Source organism: Chitinophaga sp. CC14 (assembly GCF_048957795.1).
Classification (GTDB): Bacteria; Bacteroidota; Bacteroidia; order Chitinophagales; family Chitinophagaceae; genus Chitinophaga; species Chitinophaga ginsengisegetis.
The window spans coordinates 1,012,817-1,032,637 of the sequence record NZ_JARBFY010000003.1; the positions used below are offsets into that span (position 1 = coordinate 1,012,817).

Annotated in this window: 20 protein-coding genes; 11 read left to right on the forward strand and 9 right to left on the reverse strand. The window is 47.5% G+C overall.

The features are described 5' to 3' along the window. Positions 1-26: 26 nt before the first annotated feature. Entirely contained in the window at positions 27-1,073 is a 1,047-nt protein-coding gene (locus PV783_RS14250) for an SO2930 family diheme c-type cytochrome (RefSeq protein WP_079468227.1), read from the forward strand. 13 nt (positions 1,074-1,086) lie between these two features. On the opposite strand, the gene PV783_RS14255 is transcribed toward PV783_RS14250, so the two are convergent. Continuing rightward, positions 1,087-1,557: a hypothetical protein gene (locus PV783_RS14255; RefSeq protein ID WP_133256216.1), complete on the reverse strand. Its 471-nt coding sequence runs from the start codon at positions 1,555-1,557 to the stop codon at positions 1,087-1,089. A 115-nt stretch (positions 1,558-1,672) separates the two neighbouring features. On the opposite strand from PV783_RS14255, the gene PV783_RS14260 reads away from it, so the two are divergent. Both PV783_RS14260 and PV783_RS14265 read left to right on the forward strand, forming a co-directional pair. Continuing rightward, complete coding sequence (locus PV783_RS14260) at positions 1,673-2,629, forward strand: DUF6528 family protein (RefSeq protein WP_420988489.1); 957 nt, start codon at positions 1,673-1,675, stop codon at positions 2,627-2,629. Positions 2,630-2,658: 29 nt separating this feature from the next. Then, positions 2,659-3,990 carry a DEAD/DEAH box helicase gene (locus tag PV783_RS14265; protein ID WP_420988490.1) on the forward strand — a complete coding sequence of 444 codons (1,332 nt, stop codon included), beginning with the start codon at positions 2,659-2,661 and terminating at the stop codon, positions 3,988-3,990. A 55-nt stretch (positions 3,991-4,045) separates the two neighbouring features. On the opposite strand, the gene PV783_RS14270 is transcribed toward PV783_RS14265, so the two are convergent. The 4 genes from PV783_RS14270 to PV783_RS14285 all read right to left on the reverse strand — a co-directional run bounded on the left by PV783_RS14270 (position 4,046) and on the right by PV783_RS14285 (position 7,183). Further along, on the reverse strand, positions 4,046-4,699 hold the full coding sequence (locus PV783_RS14270; protein WP_420988491.1) for a hypothetical protein: 654 nt from the start codon (positions 4,697-4,699) through the stop codon (positions 4,046-4,048). 20 nt (positions 4,700-4,719) lie between these two features. Beyond that, positions 4,720-5,226, reverse strand: coding sequence for a hypothetical protein (locus PV783_RS14275; RefSeq protein WP_420988492.1), 507 nt, complete (start codon positions 5,224-5,226; stop codon positions 4,720-4,722). Between the two features lie 138 nt (positions 5,227-5,364). Further along, on the reverse strand, positions 5,365-6,366 hold the full coding sequence (locus PV783_RS14280; RefSeq protein WP_420988493.1) for an NADP-dependent oxidoreductase: 1,002 nt from the start codon (positions 6,364-6,366) through the stop codon (positions 5,365-5,367). 13 nt (positions 6,367-6,379) lie between these two features. Continuing rightward, complete coding sequence (locus PV783_RS14285) at positions 6,380-7,183, reverse strand: SDR family NAD(P)-dependent oxidoreductase (protein WP_420988494.1); 804 nt, start codon at positions 7,181-7,183, stop codon at positions 6,380-6,382. A gap of 88 nt (positions 7,184-7,271) precedes the next feature. Here PV783_RS14285 and PV783_RS14290 point away from each other — a divergent pair, with 88 nt between their 5' ends. Next, positions 7,272-7,679, forward strand: coding sequence for a winged helix-turn-helix transcriptional regulator (locus tag PV783_RS14290; protein WP_420988495.1), 408 nt, complete (start codon positions 7,272-7,274; stop codon positions 7,677-7,679). Between the two features lie 360 nt (positions 7,680-8,039). On the opposite strand, the gene PV783_RS14295 is transcribed toward PV783_RS14290, so the two are convergent. Continuing rightward, complete coding sequence (locus PV783_RS14295) at positions 8,040-8,393, reverse strand: ADP-ribosylation/crystallin J1 (protein WP_420988496.1); 354 nt, start codon at positions 8,391-8,393, stop codon at positions 8,040-8,042. A gap of 40 nt (positions 8,394-8,433) precedes the next feature. Between PV783_RS14295 and PV783_RS14300 the strand changes: the two genes are divergently transcribed. Beyond that, entirely contained in the window at positions 8,434-9,372 is a 939-nt protein-coding gene (locus PV783_RS14300) for a helix-turn-helix domain-containing protein (protein ID WP_420988497.1), read from the forward strand. An 81-nt stretch (positions 9,373-9,453) separates the two neighbouring features. Beyond that, positions 9,454-10,173 (forward strand): SDR family oxidoreductase, encoded by a 720-nt coding sequence (locus PV783_RS14305; RefSeq protein WP_079468216.1) that lies wholly within the window; start codon positions 9,454-9,456, stop codon positions 10,171-10,173. A 5-nt stretch (positions 10,174-10,178) separates the two neighbouring features. Here the strand turns inward: PV783_RS14305 and PV783_RS14310 are convergent, their stop codons facing one another. Genes PV783_RS14310 through PV783_RS14320 form a run of 3 tightly spaced genes read right to left on the reverse strand, consistent with a single transcriptional unit; the run spans position 10,179 to position 12,099 of the window. Beyond that, positions 10,179-10,769, reverse strand: a complete 591-nt coding sequence (locus tag PV783_RS14310) for a TetR/AcrR family transcriptional regulator (protein WP_420988498.1) — start codon at positions 10,767-10,769, stop codon at positions 10,179-10,181. Positions 10,770-10,818: 49 nt separating this feature from the next. Beyond that, complete coding sequence (gene pepE, locus PV783_RS14315; protein ID WP_420988499.1) at positions 10,819-11,526, reverse strand: dipeptidase PepE; 708 nt, start codon at positions 11,524-11,526, stop codon at positions 10,819-10,821. Positions 11,527-11,565: 39 nt separating this feature from the next. Continuing rightward, positions 11,566-12,099, reverse strand: a complete 534-nt coding sequence (locus PV783_RS14320; protein WP_420988500.1) for a hypothetical protein — start codon at positions 12,097-12,099, stop codon at positions 11,566-11,568. Positions 12,100-12,446: 347 nt separating this feature from the next. Between PV783_RS14320 and PV783_RS14325 the strand changes: the two genes are divergently transcribed. The 5 genes from PV783_RS14325 to PV783_RS14345 all read left to right on the forward strand — a co-directional run bounded on the left by PV783_RS14325 (position 12,447) and on the right by PV783_RS14345 (position 19,751). Further along, positions 12,447-13,997, forward strand: coding sequence for an alpha-N-arabinofuranosidase (locus PV783_RS14325; RefSeq protein ID WP_420988501.1), 1,551 nt, complete (start codon positions 12,447-12,449; stop codon positions 13,995-13,997). Between the two features lie 110 nt (positions 13,998-14,107). Beyond that, positions 14,108-15,781 (forward strand): ribulokinase, encoded by a 1,674-nt coding sequence (locus PV783_RS14330; RefSeq protein WP_079468211.1) that lies wholly within the window; start codon positions 14,108-14,110, stop codon positions 15,779-15,781. Positions 15,782-15,788: 7 nt separating this feature from the next. Then, positions 15,789-16,487 (forward strand): L-ribulose-5-phosphate 4-epimerase, encoded by a 699-nt coding sequence (locus tag PV783_RS14335; RefSeq protein WP_079468210.1) that lies wholly within the window; start codon positions 15,789-15,791, stop codon positions 16,485-16,487. A 10-nt stretch (positions 16,488-16,497) separates the two neighbouring features. After that, the gene (gene araA / locus PV783_RS14340) at positions 16,498-17,976 is read left to right on the forward strand and encodes an L-arabinose isomerase (RefSeq protein ID WP_079468209.1); all 1,479 of its coding nucleotides are present in this window, start codon (positions 16,498-16,500) and stop codon (positions 17,974-17,976) included. Positions 17,977-18,068: 92 nt separating this feature from the next. Beyond that, positions 18,069-19,751 (forward strand): sodium:solute symporter family transporter, encoded by a 1,683-nt coding sequence (locus PV783_RS14345; protein WP_079468208.1) that lies wholly within the window; start codon positions 18,069-18,071, stop codon positions 19,749-19,751. The last annotated feature ends 70 nt before the right edge of the window (positions 19,752-19,821 follow it).

Here is a 19,821-nt window from a genome sequence, read left to right on the forward strand (position 1 = left end):
TGTTTTTATTAAATTTTTTTAGGGAGATGAGGAAGTCTTGTTTATTGGTGATGTGTTTAATTTTATGGATTGCCGCCACGCAGAGCTGTCAGCAACGGTCTGCGCCCGCGGGTCCGTTCCAGTTTAAACAAAAATTATCTGAATACGGATTTTTTACCGGCGCGCTCAAAGCCCTGCAACCGCGTAAAGGCGTAGTGAATTATGAACTGGTGACGCCACTGTTCACCGACTATGCGGTGAAAGACCGCTTCATTGTATTACCGGAAGGGAAAACGGCTGGTTACACAGATCATGGCGCCCTCGATTTTCCGGATTCTACTTTTATCATTAAAAACTTTGCGTATACCAACCCGGCGCATGAAAAGATCATGATAGAAACGCGCCTGCTGTTCAAAGATCCGGCAGACCAGCAGTGGAAAGTGATGAACTATCTCTGGAACAACAATCAGCAGGACGCAGAGAAATGGATCCTGGGAAAAAAGATCCCTATCACTTTCCTGGACGACAACGGGCATCAGCAATCTACCCTGTACCAGATGCCTAACACCAATGATTGTAAACGCTGTCATATTAATAACAGTGTGCTTACGCCTATTGGTCCCAAAGCACGCAATCTTAATTTTGTGCGCCACGGGCAAACGCAGAACCAGCTGCAGCAATGGGCCGCCAATGGTTTGCTGGCGGGAATGCCTTCACTGGATAAGGTGCCGCAGCTGCCCGATTGGAAGGATAGTATTCATTACACTGTGAATGAACGCGCCCGTGCTTATCTTGACGTAAACTGCGCGCACTGTCACACCAAAGGTGGCGATGCATTCAATACCGGTTTATTCCTGGAATATGAACAAACTACCCCGGATCATCTTGGCATAATGAAGTCGCCCGTTTCTGCGGGTGGTGGCGCCGGCGGACTGGATTACGACGTGATCCCCGGCGACCCGTTGCATTCTATTTTGGCTTACCGCATGAACAGTGTGGAACCGGGTACTGCTATGCCGGAACTGGCGCGTACGGTGGTGCATACGGAAGGAGTGGAATTGATCCGGCAATGGATCGCGGAGATGAAGAAATAGGAGGAACGGCGCGTTATTTACACGCGCCTTCCACCAATGGGATATTATCAAATTTCAGCGCTTCATTCCGGGTATTGAACACCGGTAATCCCTGGTGGTCGATACTGTCGGGTAACGCCTCATATGCTTCGTGGTCGGATATTTTGAAGATCACCTGGCGGGAGCTTTCCACGCCTTCGCTGAAGAAAACATATTTTCCGCGAACGATGCCGTTGCTGATAAGGCCATTAAATTCACCGGTATTTTTATCTTTTTCAAAATAATTATATACCAGTGTGCCGGTAGCTACGCTGTCGTGCATCGTTAACCTGAGCTGGATGGTATCCCGGCCGAGTACTTTTTCGAAGCAATGGTTGGATTTCTCTTTTTCCACCACCGGTGGTAATGAATCTTTTACAACGTTGGTTTGCTGCTGCTGGCCCTGTTGTTGGCAGGATGCAAAGATACCTGCGCCAAGCGCCAGTAATATGTAAGGTGTTTTCATATATTGAAAGTAAGAAAAATGGGGCAATTGCATGCCGGGAGATCCTTTTTATTCCCCGGAAAAAATTGTAATTATGTGGCGCCACAGCCAAACGTGGTGATATATCTTACTAACAATGAAGAAAAGAAGATCCTTTTTGGCCGCCATGATTTGTTTGCTGGCCACTGCCGCTTCCGGCAAAAGTAGAAATAACCCGGATACATCTGTAGCGGCGTGTAATCAATGCATGGTAATAGCGGAGCAGTCGCAGCACCGGATTGTAATAGCAACAATGCCTGCCGGCACAGTAATCTGGGAATGGAAGCCGGAAAACTCCAATGTACAGCCGGCGCATGTAAAGTGGTTCAGCAATCCCAGCGACGCCAAAATGGTATATAACAACGAGTATGTGTTAATGAATGCCTCTGGCGGCGGCGTGGCGCTGATCCGGGTAGCAGATAAGAAAACGGTGTTTTATGCTTATGCTGGCGGTAATACCCATTCTGTTGAGCTGTTGCCGGATGGTAATATAGTGAGCGCTTCCAGCACCGGTAACTACCTGATGGTGTTTAAAACAGATACCGTTCATTTCCCCGATAACGTATATACGAAAAAAATACCTATTGATTTCGGGCATAATGTGGTGTGGGATGCGAAGCAGCAAAGACTCTGGTCTGCCGCCAGGGAACATATGCATTCATTCAGGTATAACTTCAACTGCAATGCGCCGGACCTGGTACAGGATACTGTTTTTTCCCTTCCCGGAACAGAAGCACATGATCTCTTTCCGGTATATGGCGAAAATAAGCTATGGCTGACCAACACCACCAACGTATATAAATTTGATGTTATTACCCAAAAGCTCACGAAGGCAGATGTGTTGCAGGACAACATTAAATGCGTTTCATCCGCCGGGGACGGCCTTCCCACCATTGTGATCCGGCCAAAAGAATCCTGGTGGACGGATGAGGTGCTGGATGCCAAAGGTAAGCGGCTGTTTATCCAAAAGGGCTGGAAGATCTACAAAGCCAGGTGGGTAGTCCGCAATACCTTCAGTTATCCGGCGGGCGATCCGATGCATTTGTGCAGGTAAAACCCGTTAATCTTCGTACTTTTGCGGCAATGCAAAAAGAAAAATACTCATTAGGTAATATTCTTACCAATCTAAAGATCGATTCACTCAATGAAATGCAGCAGGCATCAGTGGACGCAAACAAGCATCACAATGATGTTATCCTGTTGTCGGCTACGGGTTCCGGTAAAACGCTGGCATTCCTGCTGCCCATCCTGGAGAACCTCGATCCAGCCAATAAAAATACCCAGGCCCTGATCGTGGTGCCCTCCCGTGAGCTGGCCTTACAGATAGAGAAAGTGTTCAAACTGATGGGCACCGGCTATAAGATCACCGCCTGCTATGGCGGACACCTGAGGGAAACAGAAGAGAACAACCTGATACAGCCACCGGCAGTGATTGTAGGTACCCCCGGCCGCCTGGGAGACCACATCCGCAGGGAAAATATCACCACCGCAGCTATTGAAACGCTGGTACTCGACGAATTTGATAAAACCCTGGAACTCGGGTTCCAGGAGGAAGTGTCTTTCATTATTGAATCACTCCCCAATATCAAAAAACGGATACTGACTTCCGCCACAGAATCAGTGGACATCCCTGATTTCCTGGCGCTGGAAAACCCGGAGAAGCTGGACTTCCTCCCGGAAGAAGGCACTCCCGCCGCCCGTTTAACGATCAAGGAAGTGTTGTCGCCGGAAAATGATAAGGTGGAAACCCTTTTCCGCCTCATCTGCTACCTGGGCAACCGCTCTACCATTGTGTTCTGCAATCACCGCGAAGCAGTGGAACGCACCAGTAAAATGCTGTCTGAAAAAAGTATTATCAATACTTTCTATCATGGCGCTATGGAGCAACAGGAACGCGATGCAGCCCTCTGCAAGTTCCGTAACGGGTCTGTAAACGTATTGGTCACTACCGATCTGGCCGCCCGTGGTCTTGATATTCCGAATATCCGTTATATCGTGCATTTCCACCTGCCACATACGGAAGACAGCTGGACACACCGTAACGGCCGTACCGCCAGGATGGAAGCCAGTGGTACAGCGATCCTTATCCTGTCGCCCGATGAAAAACGGATGCCTTACCTCGCGGATGAAGTGGTAGAAGACATCGAACTGCCCGCTACTTCCACCATCCCGGACAAACCCAAATGGACAACTATTTTTATCGCCGCCGGTAAAAAGGATAAAGTGAATAAAGTGGATATCGTGGGCTTCCTGTCAAAACAGGCGCATCTTAAAAAAGAAGATATCGGTTTAATTGAAGTGAAAGATTTCTTCTCCTTTGTAGCAGTGGTGAAATCGAAAGTACAGAATACGCTGGAGATGATTAAGAATGAGAAGATCAAGAATAAGAAAGTGAAGATTGATATAGCGAGATAGGGATATGAAATAATTCAAAAAGGGCGTTTCAAGAATATTGAGACGCCTTTTTTAGTTAAAACGCTTCCTTCAATACCGGCACACTTAGTCCGTTAAAAGCCAGTACCGCAAATTTGCCGTTATTCTCCTTTGTTACAGCAGTTAAAGCGGCAGTGGAAAACTGCTTCTGATATACCTGCTCGCCTGCTGTAAAGCCGGTTGGCAGCGGTACCGCCACCGAATTGGTATCTGCAAACTTTACGCTGAACAGGCGATCTATTTCCTTCTTATACGATGCCGCCTCAGGTTCATGGTCGATATTAAATATCCTGTCGGCGATCGCATCAATAAATGTAGGGTCATGGCGCTTGCTGCCGGTGGTATAAATGCAATAGTAAATGCCGTTGGTATCGTTGCCATATATCTTCTTCGCTACACAAACCGGTACCGACGCAATATTATTTATCACCTGCTGCTTTGCACTTTTCTGGATAAGGGCAATGGCTATTATGGAAAGCAGTATCAGGGCGCCACAAACCAGTGTATAGGTGGAGTAGCTGCTGTCGGTTTTAGAAAGGTCGTAAAAAAAATAGAGTGCAAACGCACTGAAAATTAACACCACTACGGGCAGGAATACAATTTTATTTTGTCCCCAGCTGCCTGCTGCTGCGTAATTTTTTTTCACTACTGAATCTTGCTCAAGATCATGCAGCATTTGTGTAGTTATCATTATCTGATCATTTACATGGGTTAGAAGCTGGTATTCCAATATACATCACTGACATTATCCCCTTTTTGTGTTGTGGGTTGCAGTATTACCTCAAAACGGTCCCCTTCGTCTCCGGGAACAAACATTTGCCGTACCGTGCAGTGATACCTTCCCGGCGCCAGCGTAATATACAAATCCGCATTTATTTTAGCAGGGATTACATAATCTTCAAATTGCGCAGCCATCGTAAGGTCTGTATAATTGGTGAGATACAATTTACCATCCGTTACTACAATGGAACTTTCAAATTGCCGGAATGCATCTTTGCCGGAGGCGGATTCCAGGAATTCAACCGTCCAGTCTCCGCCATCCAGCGAAGTTTCCCAAACGATCAGTGTTTCATCGTTAATCGCCTGCGTAAAATGACGGAATAACTGACCCAGTTCCCAGTCGTTGTCAACAAAGGAATGATAAGCAGTGGCATTGACAATCCCAATAAAACCATCTTCATCGCCTATACGAAATTCACGTGCCGTTGTTTCGAACATTACTAACGATTTAAAGGTTAACATTCGCTCAAATATAACAGCAGCCGGTTACAAAAACAATGGTTGGGGTGAACTGGATAAATTTACCGGGAGGCTGGCAGCGTTGCCGCTAAATTTATTGAGGGCTTAAAAGTAATTTCAGATAACCTTGATGACAACCTTACCTTTTGCGCGCCCGCTCTCGACATAGGTTAATGCTTCGTTCGTTTTCTCAAATGGAAAGATCTTATCGACAACAGGATTAATGAACCCGGCGTCAATAAGCGCTGTTATCTTGCTTAGCTGGCTACCTTCTGCCCGCATAAAAAGGAAAGAATAACCTATGTGCCGCCGTTTTGCTTTCCTGCGTACGCCAAAGCTCAGTAGCCCCATGACTATCTTCAGCGGCCAGCCCAGCCGGAATTCTTTTGCAAAAGCAGGGTCGGGAGGGCCGGATATCGAGATCAGCTTTCCGCCGGGTTTGAGTATCCGGAGGGATTTTTCGAGTGTTTGGGTATCCTGGCTGTTCAGTACCACATCATAATCGCGGAGAATGGTTTCAAAATCTTCCGTTTTATAATCAATTACTACATCTGCACCAAGTGCTTTCACCCATGCTACGTTTGCGGTACTTGTTGTGGTAGCCACAGTGGCGCCAATGTATTTCGCCAATTGAATGGCAATGGTACCCACACCACCGGAGCCTGCCTGGATGAAAACTTTCTGCCCTTTTTTCAGGTTTGCTTTTTCAACAAGCGCCTGCCAGGCCGTTAAGGCCACAAGGGGGATCGATGCCGCTTCTTCCCAGGTGAGCTTTTGGGGTTTAAGCGCCACATCGGCTTCATTGATGGCAATCAGCTCCGCAAACGTACCGATGTGATGATCTGCCGGCCGTGCATATACTTCATCGCCCACTTTAAAACGGCTGACTTTAGCGCCTGTTTTGATGATCACACCCGCTACATCATGTCCTGAAACAAGCGGCATTTTATAGGGTAGAATAAGTTTGAATTCACCATTTTTGATTTTTGAATCCAATAGGTTCACACTGGCGGAATATACCTGAATCAGTACGTCATTTTCCTTTACAACGGGTTCCGCGATTTCATGCAGGTGCAATTGTTCTTTCTTGCCGTAGCGATGTATAATAAATGCTTTCATCGTTTTTTAAATTTTATTGTGCACCATTCACTCTTTTCAAAATGGTATTTTCAAAAACGCTGTAGGCAAAACGTTGCAGCGTAAGAATAACAGAAGAACCTTTACCTACAGGAGAGCTGAATTTAGGATCTTCTTCATTCACAATTTTCAGCACTGTATTTACAACTGGCTCAGGCCCGGCTGCTTTATCAAACTCTTTTTTTGTGTACGCATCCATTTTCTGCCGGAACACATCATAATCGCTAATTCCCCCATTTGATGTGATCGCATTTTCTCCAATGTTGGTTTTGAACCCCATAGGTTCGACCATACTTACTTTGATATTAAATTGATTCAATTCAAATCGCAGTGATTTGAAATATCCTTCCAGGGCATGCTTAGAAGCGGAGTAGTAAGCAACATTAGGAAGCCCGATTAAGCCAAGAATAGAGCCAATGGTAATTATTTTGCCCTGCTTTTGCTTTCTGAAATAAGGAAGCAATTCATTGGTGAGCTTAACAGTTCCCCAAAAATTTGTTTCCAGTTGCTGTTTTCCCAATTCTACAGAAGTTTCTTCGGCGAGCCCTGTTACCAAATATCCTGCATTATTTATTAATACATCTAACTGATTGATTTCACTGAACAGCTGCCTGGCAAAAGATGCGATGGAATGATCGTCCGCAATATCCAATGGCAATAGCTTAAATGGCAGTGTGGCTTTATATTTATCCGGATTGCGGCTTGTTCCGATTACATGGTGGCCGCTTTCGTGAAGTTTATTGGCAATGAGGAGGCCAAAACCCGAAGAAGCCCCTGTTACTAAAATTGTTTGTTTCATTTTATGTTGTTTTGTAACTTTACTTGCATTTTGCAAGTGTAAAGATAGTAATTACTTGCAAAATGCAAGTGTTTTTTAAAATATTTTTATGTCTAAAGTCAAAAAAAGGTCGGATTGCCCGATTAGTTGTTCCCTGGATATATGGGGAGATAAGTGGTCACTATTGATTGTCAGGGACTTATTGTTTGCAAAAGAGTGCACTTACGGAGACTTTTTAAAGTCCGGGGAAGGGATAGCTACTAATATTTTAGCCGCCAGGTTACTGGCACTGGAAGAAAACAAGATTATTGAGAAATTAGCGCACCCGGATAGTAAAGCCAAAGTGCTGTACAGGTTAACGCGAAAAGGGATCGATTTACTTCCTGTAATGATTGAAATAAATTTATGGGCAGAAAAATATTTTTCTATCCCGGAAGATAGAAAAGCGCTGTTGAAAGAGGTGAAAAAGGATAAGGCAGGATTTATTAAAGCAACGATTAAAGAACTGGAGCGTTGATATTGCTAATGTGCTTCTCAAAAAACAACTGCGGTTTCACAAAAGGCGCGAGGTAAACCGCGGCCAGCATTGTTTGCTGTTTCCCAGAATGGTTAAACGTAATCATTCTGTATTTAATAACCTCCCAGGGTCTTCCGTACTGTCCCCTGATATATTTCGACCACCATTTTCTTTTCGGTGTAACTGCAAAGGTCAGATGCGTATGCTCAATTTTAATCAACTCAAAGTTCCTGGAAGAAAGCGCTTTTTTAAAGATCCTGTCGGTTTTTGTATAAGCGTGGCAAAAGAACAGAAAGAGTATTCCTCCGGCTATGCTAACATAAAGAAAGAAGTCAGACAAGAGACTTAAAACCGCGCCTTTCATTTCGCATCCTTATAATACCGCTGCGTCACTTCAATCGCTCCCACAATATTATTATTAAACTCCTCCAGCTCCTCCGCCGGTACCCACAGTTCATTGTGAATGTCGCCGCCTACATTTTCAACATTATACCTTTTCAGGAAATCGCTATTCACGGAAAATTTAGTGACAAAGCCCGATCCATACGCCGGCACATTCCATTCCACGGATATCTGGATGGCATACGGTTCATTCATCACCGGGTAAAAAATGGGCTGATCCGGTCTTCTGGGCGGAAAACGTTTCCAGCCGGATTGTTCAATCAAAACCAGTTCATCTGGTCCTACCGGGCGATACAGGGTGGTTAACTCCATTGGTAATATTTATCTATTTTTAAAGAACGAATATAGGCAAATGACAAGGAAAACCAAGCTCAACAAACCGGAAATACCACAGTATGTATTGAACGATTTCCGTCACCTTCACCGGGAGGAGACAGATACTTCCAGCTTTGGTTATAACAACCTGGAACCGGAGAAAAAGATTGCGGGCATGGAAATCTATTCCAGTGAAGGATTGCGGCCGGCAGTGGGACCTTTGAAATCCGACTTTTACCGGATCAGTATTACGCTCAGGGGCAGCGTGGATGTGCAGCTGGGACTGGAACAGTTTAAACACCGGCCCGGCACATTGAGCTTTACTTTTCCGGGACAGGTGTTCAGTAAAAGCAATATCAGCGCAGATACTTTCGGCTATTATATTTTGTTTAATGCAGATTTTCTGCAGGAAATTATCCCGGTAGATAAAATTCCGGAAGAGTTTCCCTTCTTCGATTATGCAGGCGTGCCCTTTATACAATTGCAGGAGGCGGAAATAACAGCGGTGGCGGACTTTTGTGGTAAGATCAATGAAGAACTGCAACATCACCGGCCGGGATGTGAGAAAGCGATCAGGATGTATCTCTATTTATTACTGCTGGAAGTAAAAAGAAGTTATGTGGCACAGCAACTACATTTAACGGCTACGGATACACGAAGCACTTACCTGGTGCCCCGGTTTAAGAAGCTGGTCAGCCAGCATTTTCTCTCTAAAAAAAGAGTAGCAGATTATGCCGCATTGCTGGGTGTTACGCCTAATCATCTTAACCGTATGGTGAAAGAGGTAACGGGCCACACGGCTTCTGATGCTATTGCAGAAATGCTGGTGCAGGAGGCGAAAGCGGTGTTACGGTATACGGATACTTCGGTGGCAGAAATCTCTTACCAGCTCAATTTCAGCGACCCGGCAGGGTTTAACCGCTTCTTCCGGGAGCAGACCGGGCAAACGCCGCTGGCATTCCGTAAAAATGCATGATCGGGTTAATACGATGCATCATTCCGGTAACAGTGAACGGCATATTATACCCCAACTTTGTGGGTATAAAACAGCAATAACATGTCGGACTCATTTGAAAGTAAAAAAGTAATTATTGCCGGTGGCTCCTCCGGAATAGGATTGGCTACCGCCGCAATACTGGTAAAAGAAAAAGCGAATGTAACCGTTACCGGCCGAGCTGCTGCAAAGCTCGCAGCAGCAGCAAAAGAAAACCCCGGTATTCAAACAGCGGCGCTGGACAGCAACAACCGGAAAGAACTGGATGAATTTTTTCATTCGCAGGGCAATTTTGACCACCTGGTGATTGCGTTGAGCGGCGCCAAAGGCGCCGGTAATTTTGCGGACCTGTCGTTACAGGACCTGCGCGATGGCTTTGAAGGCAAGTTCTGGCCGCAGCTGAACACGCTCCAGGCGGCGTTGCCTTACGTGAATAAAGGTGGCAGCATCACATTGATCACCGCTATTTCGGCTATCAGCAAGGCGCCGGGCGTATCCGGACTGGCAGCTATCAATGGCGCCCTGGAACTGATGATTCCTTCCATTGCGAAAGAAATACAACCGTTACGCATAAACGCTGTTTCACCGGGTGTGGTAAATACGGCATGGTGGGACTTCCTCCCGGCAGATGCCAAAGCAGCCACTTTTCAGCAGTATGCGTCTCAATTGCCTGTTGGCAGGGTAGGAGAGCCTGAAGAAGTAGCAGATACTATTCTTTTCCTGATGCGTAATGGTAATATAACGGGAACGGTAATACGTTGCGATGGCGGATTGAGTTTGTAATTTCCTTACACCCGCAGTGCCCTCATGGTGCGCTGAAAGGTTAGTTGTAACAGTTCATCACTCAGTGAAAAAGGAACGCCGGACATCGCCGAGCTATCGAGGTGGAATTTAACAAGGGTATAGAACGGGCCATAGGCAAGGGCCCAGAATACTTCCGGTAGCAGGTTCACTATTTGGCCTTTCTCTGCTGCATTTGCCACAAACCGCTGCATTGCCTTTTTGAAAGCAATTTCCGGTGCATCGTCCTGCCTTTTGATCAGGGGGGAGTTACGGAACTGTTCTGAGAAATGGTAATGCAGCGGATTGCTTAGTACATATTCATACCTGTTTTTCCATTGCAGCCATAAACCTGTTTCAAAGTCCATGTCGGGGTCAAACCCTTTCAGGCTATGTTGCACAAAATTTTCCACTACTGCCGTATATAACTGGTTCAGCAGATCTTCACGGTTCCGGAAATAGATATAGATGGTAGACACAGAAATGTTGGCCGCCTTGGCCAGTTTATGCATGCTCAGGCCATCAAAGCCTTCATGAACAATCATTTCTATGGCCTTTTCCCGGATGGTCCATTCTTTATTGTCGTCTTTTGCGCGCATGGCGCAAAGATAAAAGAATGATTGTTCTTTTAAAGGGTCGCCCCGATTTTTATTTCAGATGGATCAGGGAGCTGCCTGCGGGTAGTTCGTAAGGGTCTTTACCAGCTTCAAAGATCCTGGCGCTCAGCGTGCCTTTAAGGGTTAACGTATCGCCCTGTGCATAGATCCAGCTGCCTTCTCTCAGCCCAAGTACCGGCGTGGTATTTTGGGTATGGTATTCCCTGATACGCGTTTCACGGGTTTCGCCCATATGCTGTGAGCCGGGCTGCGGGTCCAGGTAGTGTGGATTAAGATTGAAAGGGATCAGTCCCATTGTTTCAAAACTGGGTGGGTACACAATGGGCATGTCGTTGGTATTTTGCATGGTTACTCCCCCGATGTTGCTGCCGGCGCTGCATCCCATATAGGGGGCGCCGTTGTTCACTGCATCGCGGAGTACAGGCATCAGCCCCTGTTCATGTAATTGCTTTACCAGCAGGAAGGTGTTGCCGCCTCCCGTAAAAAATCCTTTGGCATTTTTAATGGCTGCTGCCGGATCATCAAAGGTATGGAGTCCGCGCACGCGGATGCCAATCTCTCCAAAAGCTTCCGCCGCTCTGCTGGTATAATCGTCGTGGGAAATACCACCCGGACGGGCAAACGGAACAAACACAATTTCTTCCACTCCTGCATACAATGCCTTCATGGCGGGTTGCAGATACGCCAGGTAGGCCTCTCCAAACAACGTGGACGTACTCGCCAGTATAAAATGCCTCATAGTAAAAAAATTAAGCAAAGGTAATTCTTCCGGCTAAATTTACTTCCCGTCATGTTCCTCCTCATGTTCCAGGAACAAATACCGGCAGTTTTCTGCGGAGCAGCTATAAGAATAGCTATGGTGGCGGTTATACAAACGAAACCAGGAACCGGCATTAATGATATACTGGTAGGTATCGCCGTTAATCATTACCTGTCCCCTTACCTCACATTCCATTGTACTGTACAGGTAGTGGATCACAGCATTCTCTGCCGGCTGGCTGTTACGGAAAATCTTTTCAATATCAGGATTACTGAGCTTCCAGGTATTACACTGTTGTATATACTCAGGGTACCTGGTGCCGGTTACCGTTTTCGTGGCAGTGAGTATACGTATTTCGGCGTCGGCGGGTATAAACATACTGTCTTCTTCAATGTCCACAGGCCGCGAACCGGCCGGCATAATCATATGTTGTTCTGCCGGCAGCGCAACAGTATCTGCTGTTAATGTTTTTTTTCCGGGAGATGGGGAATGCACACAGCCCGCTAATAATAACAAACAAAGGGACAAGAGTTCCAGGTTGGTGAATGGCATAAGAATGGATTGTGCAGATTTTTACGCAAATATCGAAATTCCGGTGTGAATTGAAAAGCCGCCGCAGTAAATTAATAACGGCAATATCGCCGGTTGGACCGGCGGGCGCTAACGTTCGGCCAAACCATCCATCCCATTTATAATACCCGGCGGTAAATCCGCACTATCTTGATGATTTCCATCTTTCCTGAAAAAATATTTACCGGGTGAAATAAGCCATAGATAGGTCTTTCGTTGCCTTTAAATGTTTTTTTTACTGTTTTAATTGTAAATGTGACAATTATTTTGTTCTTTTGAATTGTCGCAGCAAAACAGTGCTGTTATACCGGATTTTTTAAAACCTCGTTATGAAAAAACAATATCGTTATATCCGTACGGGTATCCTGGGCCTGTTGCTTTCCACGCAAACAACACAAGCGCAAAATACAGTTACCTTTCGTCCGGATGCGCCAACTCAAGTTATCAACCGCAATATCTATGGTCATTTTGCGGAGCACCTGGGAAATTGCATCTATGGTGGTTTTTATGTGGGTGATACTTCCCATATCCCCAATACCAACGGGGTACGCAAAGACGTGATCGCGGCGTTGCGTAAAATGAAAATACCCAATCTCCGCTGGCCGGGTGGCTGCTTCGCAGATACCTACCACTGGAAAGACGGGATAGGGGCGAAAGATAAAAGACCCACCATTGTAAATACCTGGTGGGGAAATGTAACGGAAGATAATAGTTTTGGCACGCACGACTTCCTCAACATGTGCGAGGAACTGGGAGCAGAGCCTTACCTGTCCGGTAACGTGGGTAGCGGTACTGCGCAGGAGCTGGCCGACTGGGTGCAGTATACCAACTTCGCCGGTAAAAGCCCGATGTCTGACCTGCGTCAGCAAAACGGCCGTAAAGAGCCGTGGAAGGTACGCTACTGGGGTGTAGGCAATGAAGCCTGGGGCTGTGGCGGTAATATGCGTCCTGAATACTATGCGGATCTTTACCGCAAGTTTGCCACCTTCATGCAAAGCGACTGGAAAAATGCGCCTCTCTTTCGTATTGCTTCCGGCGCCAGCGACGGAGATTACAACTGGACGGAAGTACTCATGAAAAACATCCCTGCAAATTTACTCGATGGCGTTGCCCTTCACCATTACTCTACGGTGGATTGGAACCATAAAGGCGATGCGGTTGATTTTACGGAGAAACAATATTTCGCTACCATGAAATCTGCCCTGCTGATGGACACCTTAATCAGCAAGCATACAGCGATCATGGATAAATATGATCCGAAGAAAAAGATAGCGCTCCTGGTAGACGAATGGGGCGGATGGTATAACGTGGAGGGGGGAACGAATCCCGGCTTCCTGTTCCAGCAGAACACCATGCGCGATGCCATGATTGCCGGCGCTACGCTGAACATCTTTAATAATCACTCCGACCGCGTGCGTATGGCCAACCTCGCACAGGCCATTAATGTTCTGCAATCTGTTATTCTTACCAAAGGAGATCAGATGGTACTCACACCTACTTATTATGTAATGGAGATGTATAACGTACACCAGGATGCTACACTCATCCCGGTAGATATTCACTCCAACGACTATACGTTTGAAAACGAAAAGCTGCCGGCAGTTTCTGCTTCTGCTTCCAAAGATAAAAATGGCATCACGCATATTTCCCTCGTGAATATTGATGCCCATAAAACACAGGAAGTAACGCTGGACACCCGCAGCCAGGCATATAAAGCCATCAGCGGTAAACTGCTGGCCTCTGCCAAGTTGCAGAACTATAACAGCTTTACAAAGCCGGATAATATTAAACCGGTGGATTTTAAAGGCGCTACGCTAAAAAATAACACGGTCAGCGTAAAACTGCCTCCTTATTCAGTAGTAGTGCTGGAGTTAAAGTAACGAATAACGGCGTGGTGGATTGACTGAACTGGAATCCAGTCAATATTTACCCACCCGCCGTCATTCGTAATTTTTTGCCTTTTTTTATAAGTGTCAATATAACATTCAATATGAATTCATCCTGGGTAATAGGGGTAGACTACGGTACCGACTCGGTACGTTCTATCATCGTAGATGTGCATAACGGGAATGAAATCGCCTCGGCAGTATTTTATTACCCACGCTGGAAAGACGGCCTGTACTGCAACGCAGCCCAGAGCCGGTTCCGCCAGCACCCGCTGGATTACGTAGAAGGGCTGGAAACCACCATCCGCCAATGCCTGCAACAGGCAGGTCCCGGAGCTGCTGCCAATATTAAAGCGATTTCGGTAGATACCACTGGTTCCACACCGGTAGCTGTTGATGAAACGGGTACGCCGCTGGCGCTCACACCGGCCTTCCACGATAACCCGAACGCCATGTTTGTGTTATGGAAAGATCATACCGCACTGAAGGAAGCTGCTGCCATCAACGCCACCGCCGCTACGTTTGAAGAAAATTATCTCCGCTTTGTGGGAGGCATTTACTCGTCGGAATGGTTCTGGGCAAAGCTGCTGCATATTCTTCGTGTAGATGAAACCGTTAGAAACGCCACTCATTCCTGGGTGGAGCATTGCGACTGGATACCGTTCCTCCTTTCCGGCGGGAAACATATCAGCCAGCTGAAACGCGGTGTTTGCAGCGCAGGACATAAAGCGCTGTTTGCAGAAGAATTTGGCGGCCTTCCGCCGGATGCTTTCTTCTCCGCCATCGATCCTTTACTGCAGGGATTCACACAAAAGCTCTTTACAAAAACATATACATCCGGCGAAGCCGCAGGTCATCTTTGTCCCGAATGGGCAGAGCGATTGGGGCTTCCCACCAGTGTAGTGATTGGCATCGGTGCGTTTGATGCGCACATGGGTGCTGTAGGCGGACAAATAGAACCCTACCACCTCAGCAAGGTGATGGGCACTTCTACCTGCGATATGCTGGTAGCGCCAATGGAGGAAATGAAACATAAACTGGTAAAAGGTATCTGCGGACAGGTACCCGGCTCCGTGATCCCCGGTATGATGGGCATGGAAGCGGGACAGTCGGCCTTTGGCGACGCATATGCCTGGTTCAGCAACGTACTGGCGTGGCCGTTACAACATCTCCTGCCATCGTCTTCCCTGATTGATGCGGAAACTGCCGCTAAGCTGGCGCAGGAAACTTCCGGAAGGATGATCACCGAACTGGCCAAACAGGCGGCGCAGATCCCACCGGAAGAACACAGCGAACTGGGTATCGACTGGCTCAACGGCCGCCGTACACCAGACGCGGACCAGTCGCTCAAAGGTACCCTCACCGGCCTGAACCTCGCTACAGACGCGCCCCGCATTTTCCGCACCGTGGCGGAATCTACCTGCTTTGGCGCCAAAGCCATCGTGGAAAGATTTGAAAGGGAAGGTGTTCCCGTAAAAGGACTGATAGGTATCGGCGGCGTAGCCAAAAAATCTGCGTTCATCATGCAAATGATGGCCGATGTAATGAATATGCCCATCCGTATTCACCGCTCAGAACAAACCTGTGCACTCGGTGCGGCCATGTTTGCTGCCACTGCCGCAGGATTGTTTAACAGGGTGGAAGATGCAATGGAAGCAATGGGTCAGGGATTTGAAGTAACCTATCACCCGGATGCCCAACGTGCCGGCATATACGAAAACAGGTACCAGAAGTATAAAGCATTAGGCGCATTTACTGCCGCCATCACTATTGACTAATTTTTGTATGCAACAGTATCAACATATCCGGCAGGCCGCATACGAAGCCAATATGCAACTGCCTGCACTGGGACTGGTCATCTTCACTTTCGGAAACGTTAGTGCGGCCGACCGGGAGCTGGGCGTGTTTGCCATCAAACCCAGCGGCGTTCCCTATGCGGAACTATCTCCCGAAAAAATGGTGATCGTGGACTTTGATGGTAAAACAGTAGACGGGCAACTGCGCCCTTCTTCTGATACCCTCACCCACGCGGTATTGTATAAGCATTGGGAACATATTGGCGGTATCGTGCATACCCACTCCACTTATGCTACCGCATGGGCACAGAGTCAGCGCGATATTCCTATCTATGGCACCACCCACGCCGATCATAATACGGTGGATATTCCCTGCGCCCCGCCCATGTCTGACGAGATGATTGCCGGCGACTACGAATACCAGACCGGCTTCCAGATCATGAATGCACTGACGGAACGGGGACTCACCTACGAAGACATTGAAATGATCCTGGTAGGAAACCATGCGCCCTTCACCTGGGCAAAAACTCCCGCCAAAGCAGTATATAACAGCGCCGTACTGGAATCAGTGGCACAAATGGCGTATCTCACTGAGTCGATTAACGGGAATGCACCGCGACTGAAAGATGCGCTGATCCGGAAACATTTTGAACGTAAACACGGCCCCAATTCCTATTACGGGCAATAAACCAAGCAACATGATTAATCTGAAAAATTTCGAGATCTGGTTCGTTACCGGCAGTCAGCACCTGTACGGAGAAGAAACATTGAAACAGGTAGCCGCTCACAGCCAGGAAATAGCCGCCTCCCTGCATAAGGATGCACGTATACCCGTTACCGTGGTTTACAAACCTACTGTAAAAACACCCGATGAAATTTACGCCGTATGCATGGAAGCCAATGCTGCTCCCAACTGTATCGGTGTGATCACCTGGATGCATACTTTCTCCCCGGCCAAAATGTGGATCCGCGGTCTGAAAGCATTATCCAAACCCATCTGTCACCTGCACACCCAATTCAACCGCGATATTCCCTGGAGCGAAATAGATATGGACTTCATGAACCTGAACCAGAGCGCACACGGCGATCGTGAGTTCGGATTTATGATGAGCCGCATGCGCATGAGCCGCAAGGTGATCACCGGCCACTGGCAGGACCCGGAAGTACTGGATGAACTGGGCGCCTGGGCAAGGGTAGCCGCCGGCTGGCACGACTGGCAGGGCGCACGCTTTGTCCGCTTTGGTGATAACATGCGCTTCGTAGCAGTAACCGACGGCGATAAGGTAGAAGCGGAATCCAAACTGGGCTTCTCCTGCAACACCCACGGTATAGGCGATCTCGTAAGTGTGATCAATGGTATTTCCGATGGAGCCGTGGCTTCCCTCGTAAAAGAATACGGTGACGCATATACGATATCTTCCGCACTGCTGCAGGACCCCGCATTGAAAGATGCAGCACGCATAGAACTCGGCCTGAAAGCATTCCTGGAAGACGGAAACTTCAAGGGCTTCTCCGATACCTTTGAAGACCTGCACGGTATGATCCAACTGCCGGGCATTGCAGTGCAACGCCTGATGAAAGCCGGGTACGGCTTTGCCGGTGAAGGCGACTGGAAAACAGCGGCGCTGGTGCGGGCCATGAAAGTAATGGGCAGCGGTTTACCCGGCGGCAACTCTTTCATGGAAGATTATACCTATCACTTTGATCCGTCTAATCCAATGGTGCTGGGTTCCCATATGCTGGAGATCTGTGAATCCATTGCCAGCGGAAAACCATCATGTGAGAAGCATCCGCTGGGCATAGGTGGAAAGGCTGATCCGGTAAGACTGGTATTCAACTCCGCCGCAGGACCGGCTATCAACGCCTCTTTAGTAGACATGGGCAACCGTTTCCGCCTGTTGGTAAATGAAGTAGAAGCGGTGGAACCACCACAGGATCTGCCAAAGCTGCCGGTAGCCCGCGTGTTATGGAAGCCTTATCCCGACATGAAGAAAGGTTGCACCGCCTGGATACTGGCTGGTGGCGCCCATCATACCTGTTACAGCCAAAACCTTACCTCCACACATATGCAGGACTTTGCAGAAATGGCAGGTATTGAACTGGCACTGATAGGGAAGAATACCGACCTGCGCGAGTTCAAGAATGAACTGCGCTGGAACGATGTATCCTATAAATAATTCCACCCACCGGCGGCAGGTGCTTGGGCATCGCCGCCGGCTGCTTTATAACATGCCATCTTCTTAAAGCAAAAGCAAATAAACTGCCCGTTATGCAAAACATCCTTTCCACCGGCGATATACTCGTCTTCATTACTTATTTCATTATTGTTTCCGTATATGGTTACTGGATATACAGACGAAAAAAGAAAACAGAAACGAATACAAAAGACTTCTTCCTCGCTGAGGGAACCCTTACCTGGTGGGCAATTGGTGCTTCACTGATTGCGTCAAATATTTCTGCGGAGCAGTTTATCGGCATGAGCGGAGATGGCTATTTCGTTGGGATTGCTGTAGCGGCCTATGAATGGGTTGCCGCGATTGCCCTTATCATTATTGCAGTTTGGTTTATTCCTATCTACCTGAAGAATAAAATTTATACCATGCCGCAGTTCCTGAAAACGCGGTATAATGAAACGGTAGCATTGATCATGGCTATCTTCTGGTTATTTCTCTATGTGTTCGTTAACCTCACCTCCATTCTATACCTCGGCGCATTAGCTATCAACGGCCTGTTAGGAGGGGAATACCTGCATGTGGTAATGATTGCGCTTTCTGTATTTGCCATCATCATTACGCTTGGCGGTATGAAAGTAATCGGTTATACGGATGTGATCCAGGTAGGCGTGTTGATCATCGGCGGACTGGCAACTACCTACATGGCCTTAACGCTGGTGAGTGAGAAGTTTGGCCTGGGACACGACGCCCTGGCTGGTTTCAACGCCCTTATGAAAGATGCGCCGGATCACTTTCATATGATCCTCGCAAAACCAGATGCTAATTCTTCGCAGGAATATATCAACAAGTACCTGGTGCTTCCAGGCATCCTGATGTATGCCGCCGGCCAGTGGATTGTGAACCTCAACTACTGGGGTTGCAACCAGTACATCACACAACGTGCGTTGGGAGCCAATTTGCAAACTGCCCGTAACGGTATACTCTTTGCGGGTTTACTGAAGCTCATGATGCCTATCATTGTGATGCTGCCAGGTATTGCGGCGTATGTGCTGCAAAAAAATGGCCACCTGCCTGGCCTGTCCAGTAAAGATGGCGCCTATACAGCGATTCTCGGCTTCCTGCCGTCCGGGCTGAAAGGCTTATCTATAGCGGCATTAACCGCTGCCATTGTAGCGTCTCTGGCGGGTAAGGCCAATAGTATCTCCACTATTTTTACACTGGATATTTACCGTAAATATATTAAGAAGGATGCCTCTGAAGCAAAGTTGGTATGGACCGGTCGCATCACCGTGGTAGCTGCCATGTTGCTGGGCATCCTCTTTACCTGGAACGATTTACTGGGTATTGGCGGAGAAGGTGGATTTACCTTTATCCAGAAATATACCGGCTTTATCAGTCCAGGCGTATTTGCCATGTTCCTGCTGGGTATGTTCTGGAAACGCACTACCGGCGCCGCTGCGGTAGCAGGGGTTATTACCGGCTTCACGCTGTGTGTTTTCTTCAACCAGTTTGCACCTGCCGTATTGGGTCATGAAACTATTTTCTATACCGCTTATCCAAATGGCAAAGGCGGGTACGAAATTCCTTTCCTCATTTGTATGGGACTGGCCTTCATGTTTACGATGATCGTAATGATCGCTATCAGCTTTGCCGGACCAAAAGTGAATCCGAAAGCCTTTGTACTTGATAAGACCATGTTTAAGATCACCCCGGCTACCACCGTGCTGATTGTAATCACATTGCTGTTGTTATCTGCTTTGTACATCAAGTTCTGGTAATATTTTCAAGGGTTTTGTTTTGCCACGGCAAGACAAAACCCTTAAAAATACCCGCCATTAATTTGTACTT

Bases quoted from the DNA above. Each gene is read 5' to 3' on its own strand.
- PV783_RS14305 (WP_079468216.1), top strand. From the start codon at position 9,454: ATGTCGGACTCATTTGAAAGTAAAAAAGTAATTATTGCCGGTGGCTCC.
- PV783_RS14280 (WP_420988493.1), bottom strand. From the start codon at position 6,366: ATGAAAGCATTTATTATACATCGCTACGGCAAGAAAGAACAATTGCAC.
- PV783_RS14345 (WP_079468208.1), top strand. From the start codon at position 18,069: ATGCAAAACATCCTTTCCACCGGCGATATACTCGTCTTCATTACTTAT.
- PV783_RS14275 (WP_420988492.1), bottom strand. From the start codon at position 5,226: ATGTTCGAAACAACGGCACGTGAATTTCGTATAGGCGATGAAGATGGT.
- PV783_RS14260 (WP_420988489.1), top strand. From the start codon at position 1,673: ATGAAGAAAAGAAGATCCTTTTTGGCCGCCATGATTTGTTTGCTGGCC.
- PV783_RS14300 (WP_420988497.1), top strand. From the start codon at position 8,434: ATGACAAGGAAAACCAAGCTCAACAAACCGGAAATACCACAGTATGTA.
- PV783_RS14330 (WP_079468211.1), top strand. From the start codon at position 14,108: ATGAATTCATCCTGGGTAATAGGGGTAGACTACGGTACCGACTCGGTA.
- PV783_RS14270 (WP_420988491.1), bottom strand. From the start codon at position 4,699: ATGATAACTACACAAATGCTGCATGATCTTGAGCAAGATTCAGTAGTG.
- PV783_RS14295 (WP_420988496.1), bottom strand. From the start codon at position 8,393: ATGGAGTTAACCACCCTGTATCGCCCGGTAGGACCAGATGAACTGGTT.
- PV783_RS14265 (WP_420988490.1), top strand. From the start codon at position 2,659: ATGCAAAAAGAAAAATACTCATTAGGTAATATTCTTACCAATCTAAAG.
- PV783_RS14255 (WP_133256216.1), bottom strand. From the start codon at position 1,557: ATGAAAACACCTTACATATTACTGGCGCTTGGCGCAGGTATCTTTGCA.
- araA (WP_079468209.1), top strand. From the start codon at position 16,498: ATGATTAATCTGAAAAATTTCGAGATCTGGTTCGTTACCGGCAGTCAG.
- PV783_RS14335 (WP_079468210.1), top strand. From the start codon at position 15,789: ATGCAACAGTATCAACATATCCGGCAGGCCGCATACGAAGCCAATATG.
- PV783_RS14250 (WP_079468227.1), top strand. From the start codon at position 27: ATGAGGAAGTCTTGTTTATTGGTGATGTGTTTAATTTTATGGATTGCC.
- PV783_RS14285 (WP_420988494.1), bottom strand. From the start codon at position 7,183: ATGAAACAAACAATTTTAGTAACAGGGGCTTCTTCGGGTTTTGGCCTC.
- PV783_RS14325 (WP_420988501.1), top strand. From the start codon at position 12,447: ATGAAAAAACAATATCGTTATATCCGTACGGGTATCCTGGGCCTGTTG.
- PV783_RS14290 (WP_420988495.1), top strand. From the start codon at position 7,272: ATGTCTAAAGTCAAAAAAAGGTCGGATTGCCCGATTAGTTGTTCCCTG.
- pepE (WP_420988499.1), bottom strand. From the start codon at position 11,526: ATGAGGCATTTTATACTGGCGAGTACGTCCACGTTGTTTGGAGAGGCC.
- PV783_RS14310 (WP_420988498.1), bottom strand. From the start codon at position 10,769: ATGCGCGCAAAAGACGACAATAAAGAATGGACCATCCGGGAAAAGGCC.
- PV783_RS14320 (WP_420988500.1), bottom strand. From the start codon at position 12,099: ATGCCATTCACCAACCTGGAACTCTTGTCCCTTTGTTTGTTATTATTA.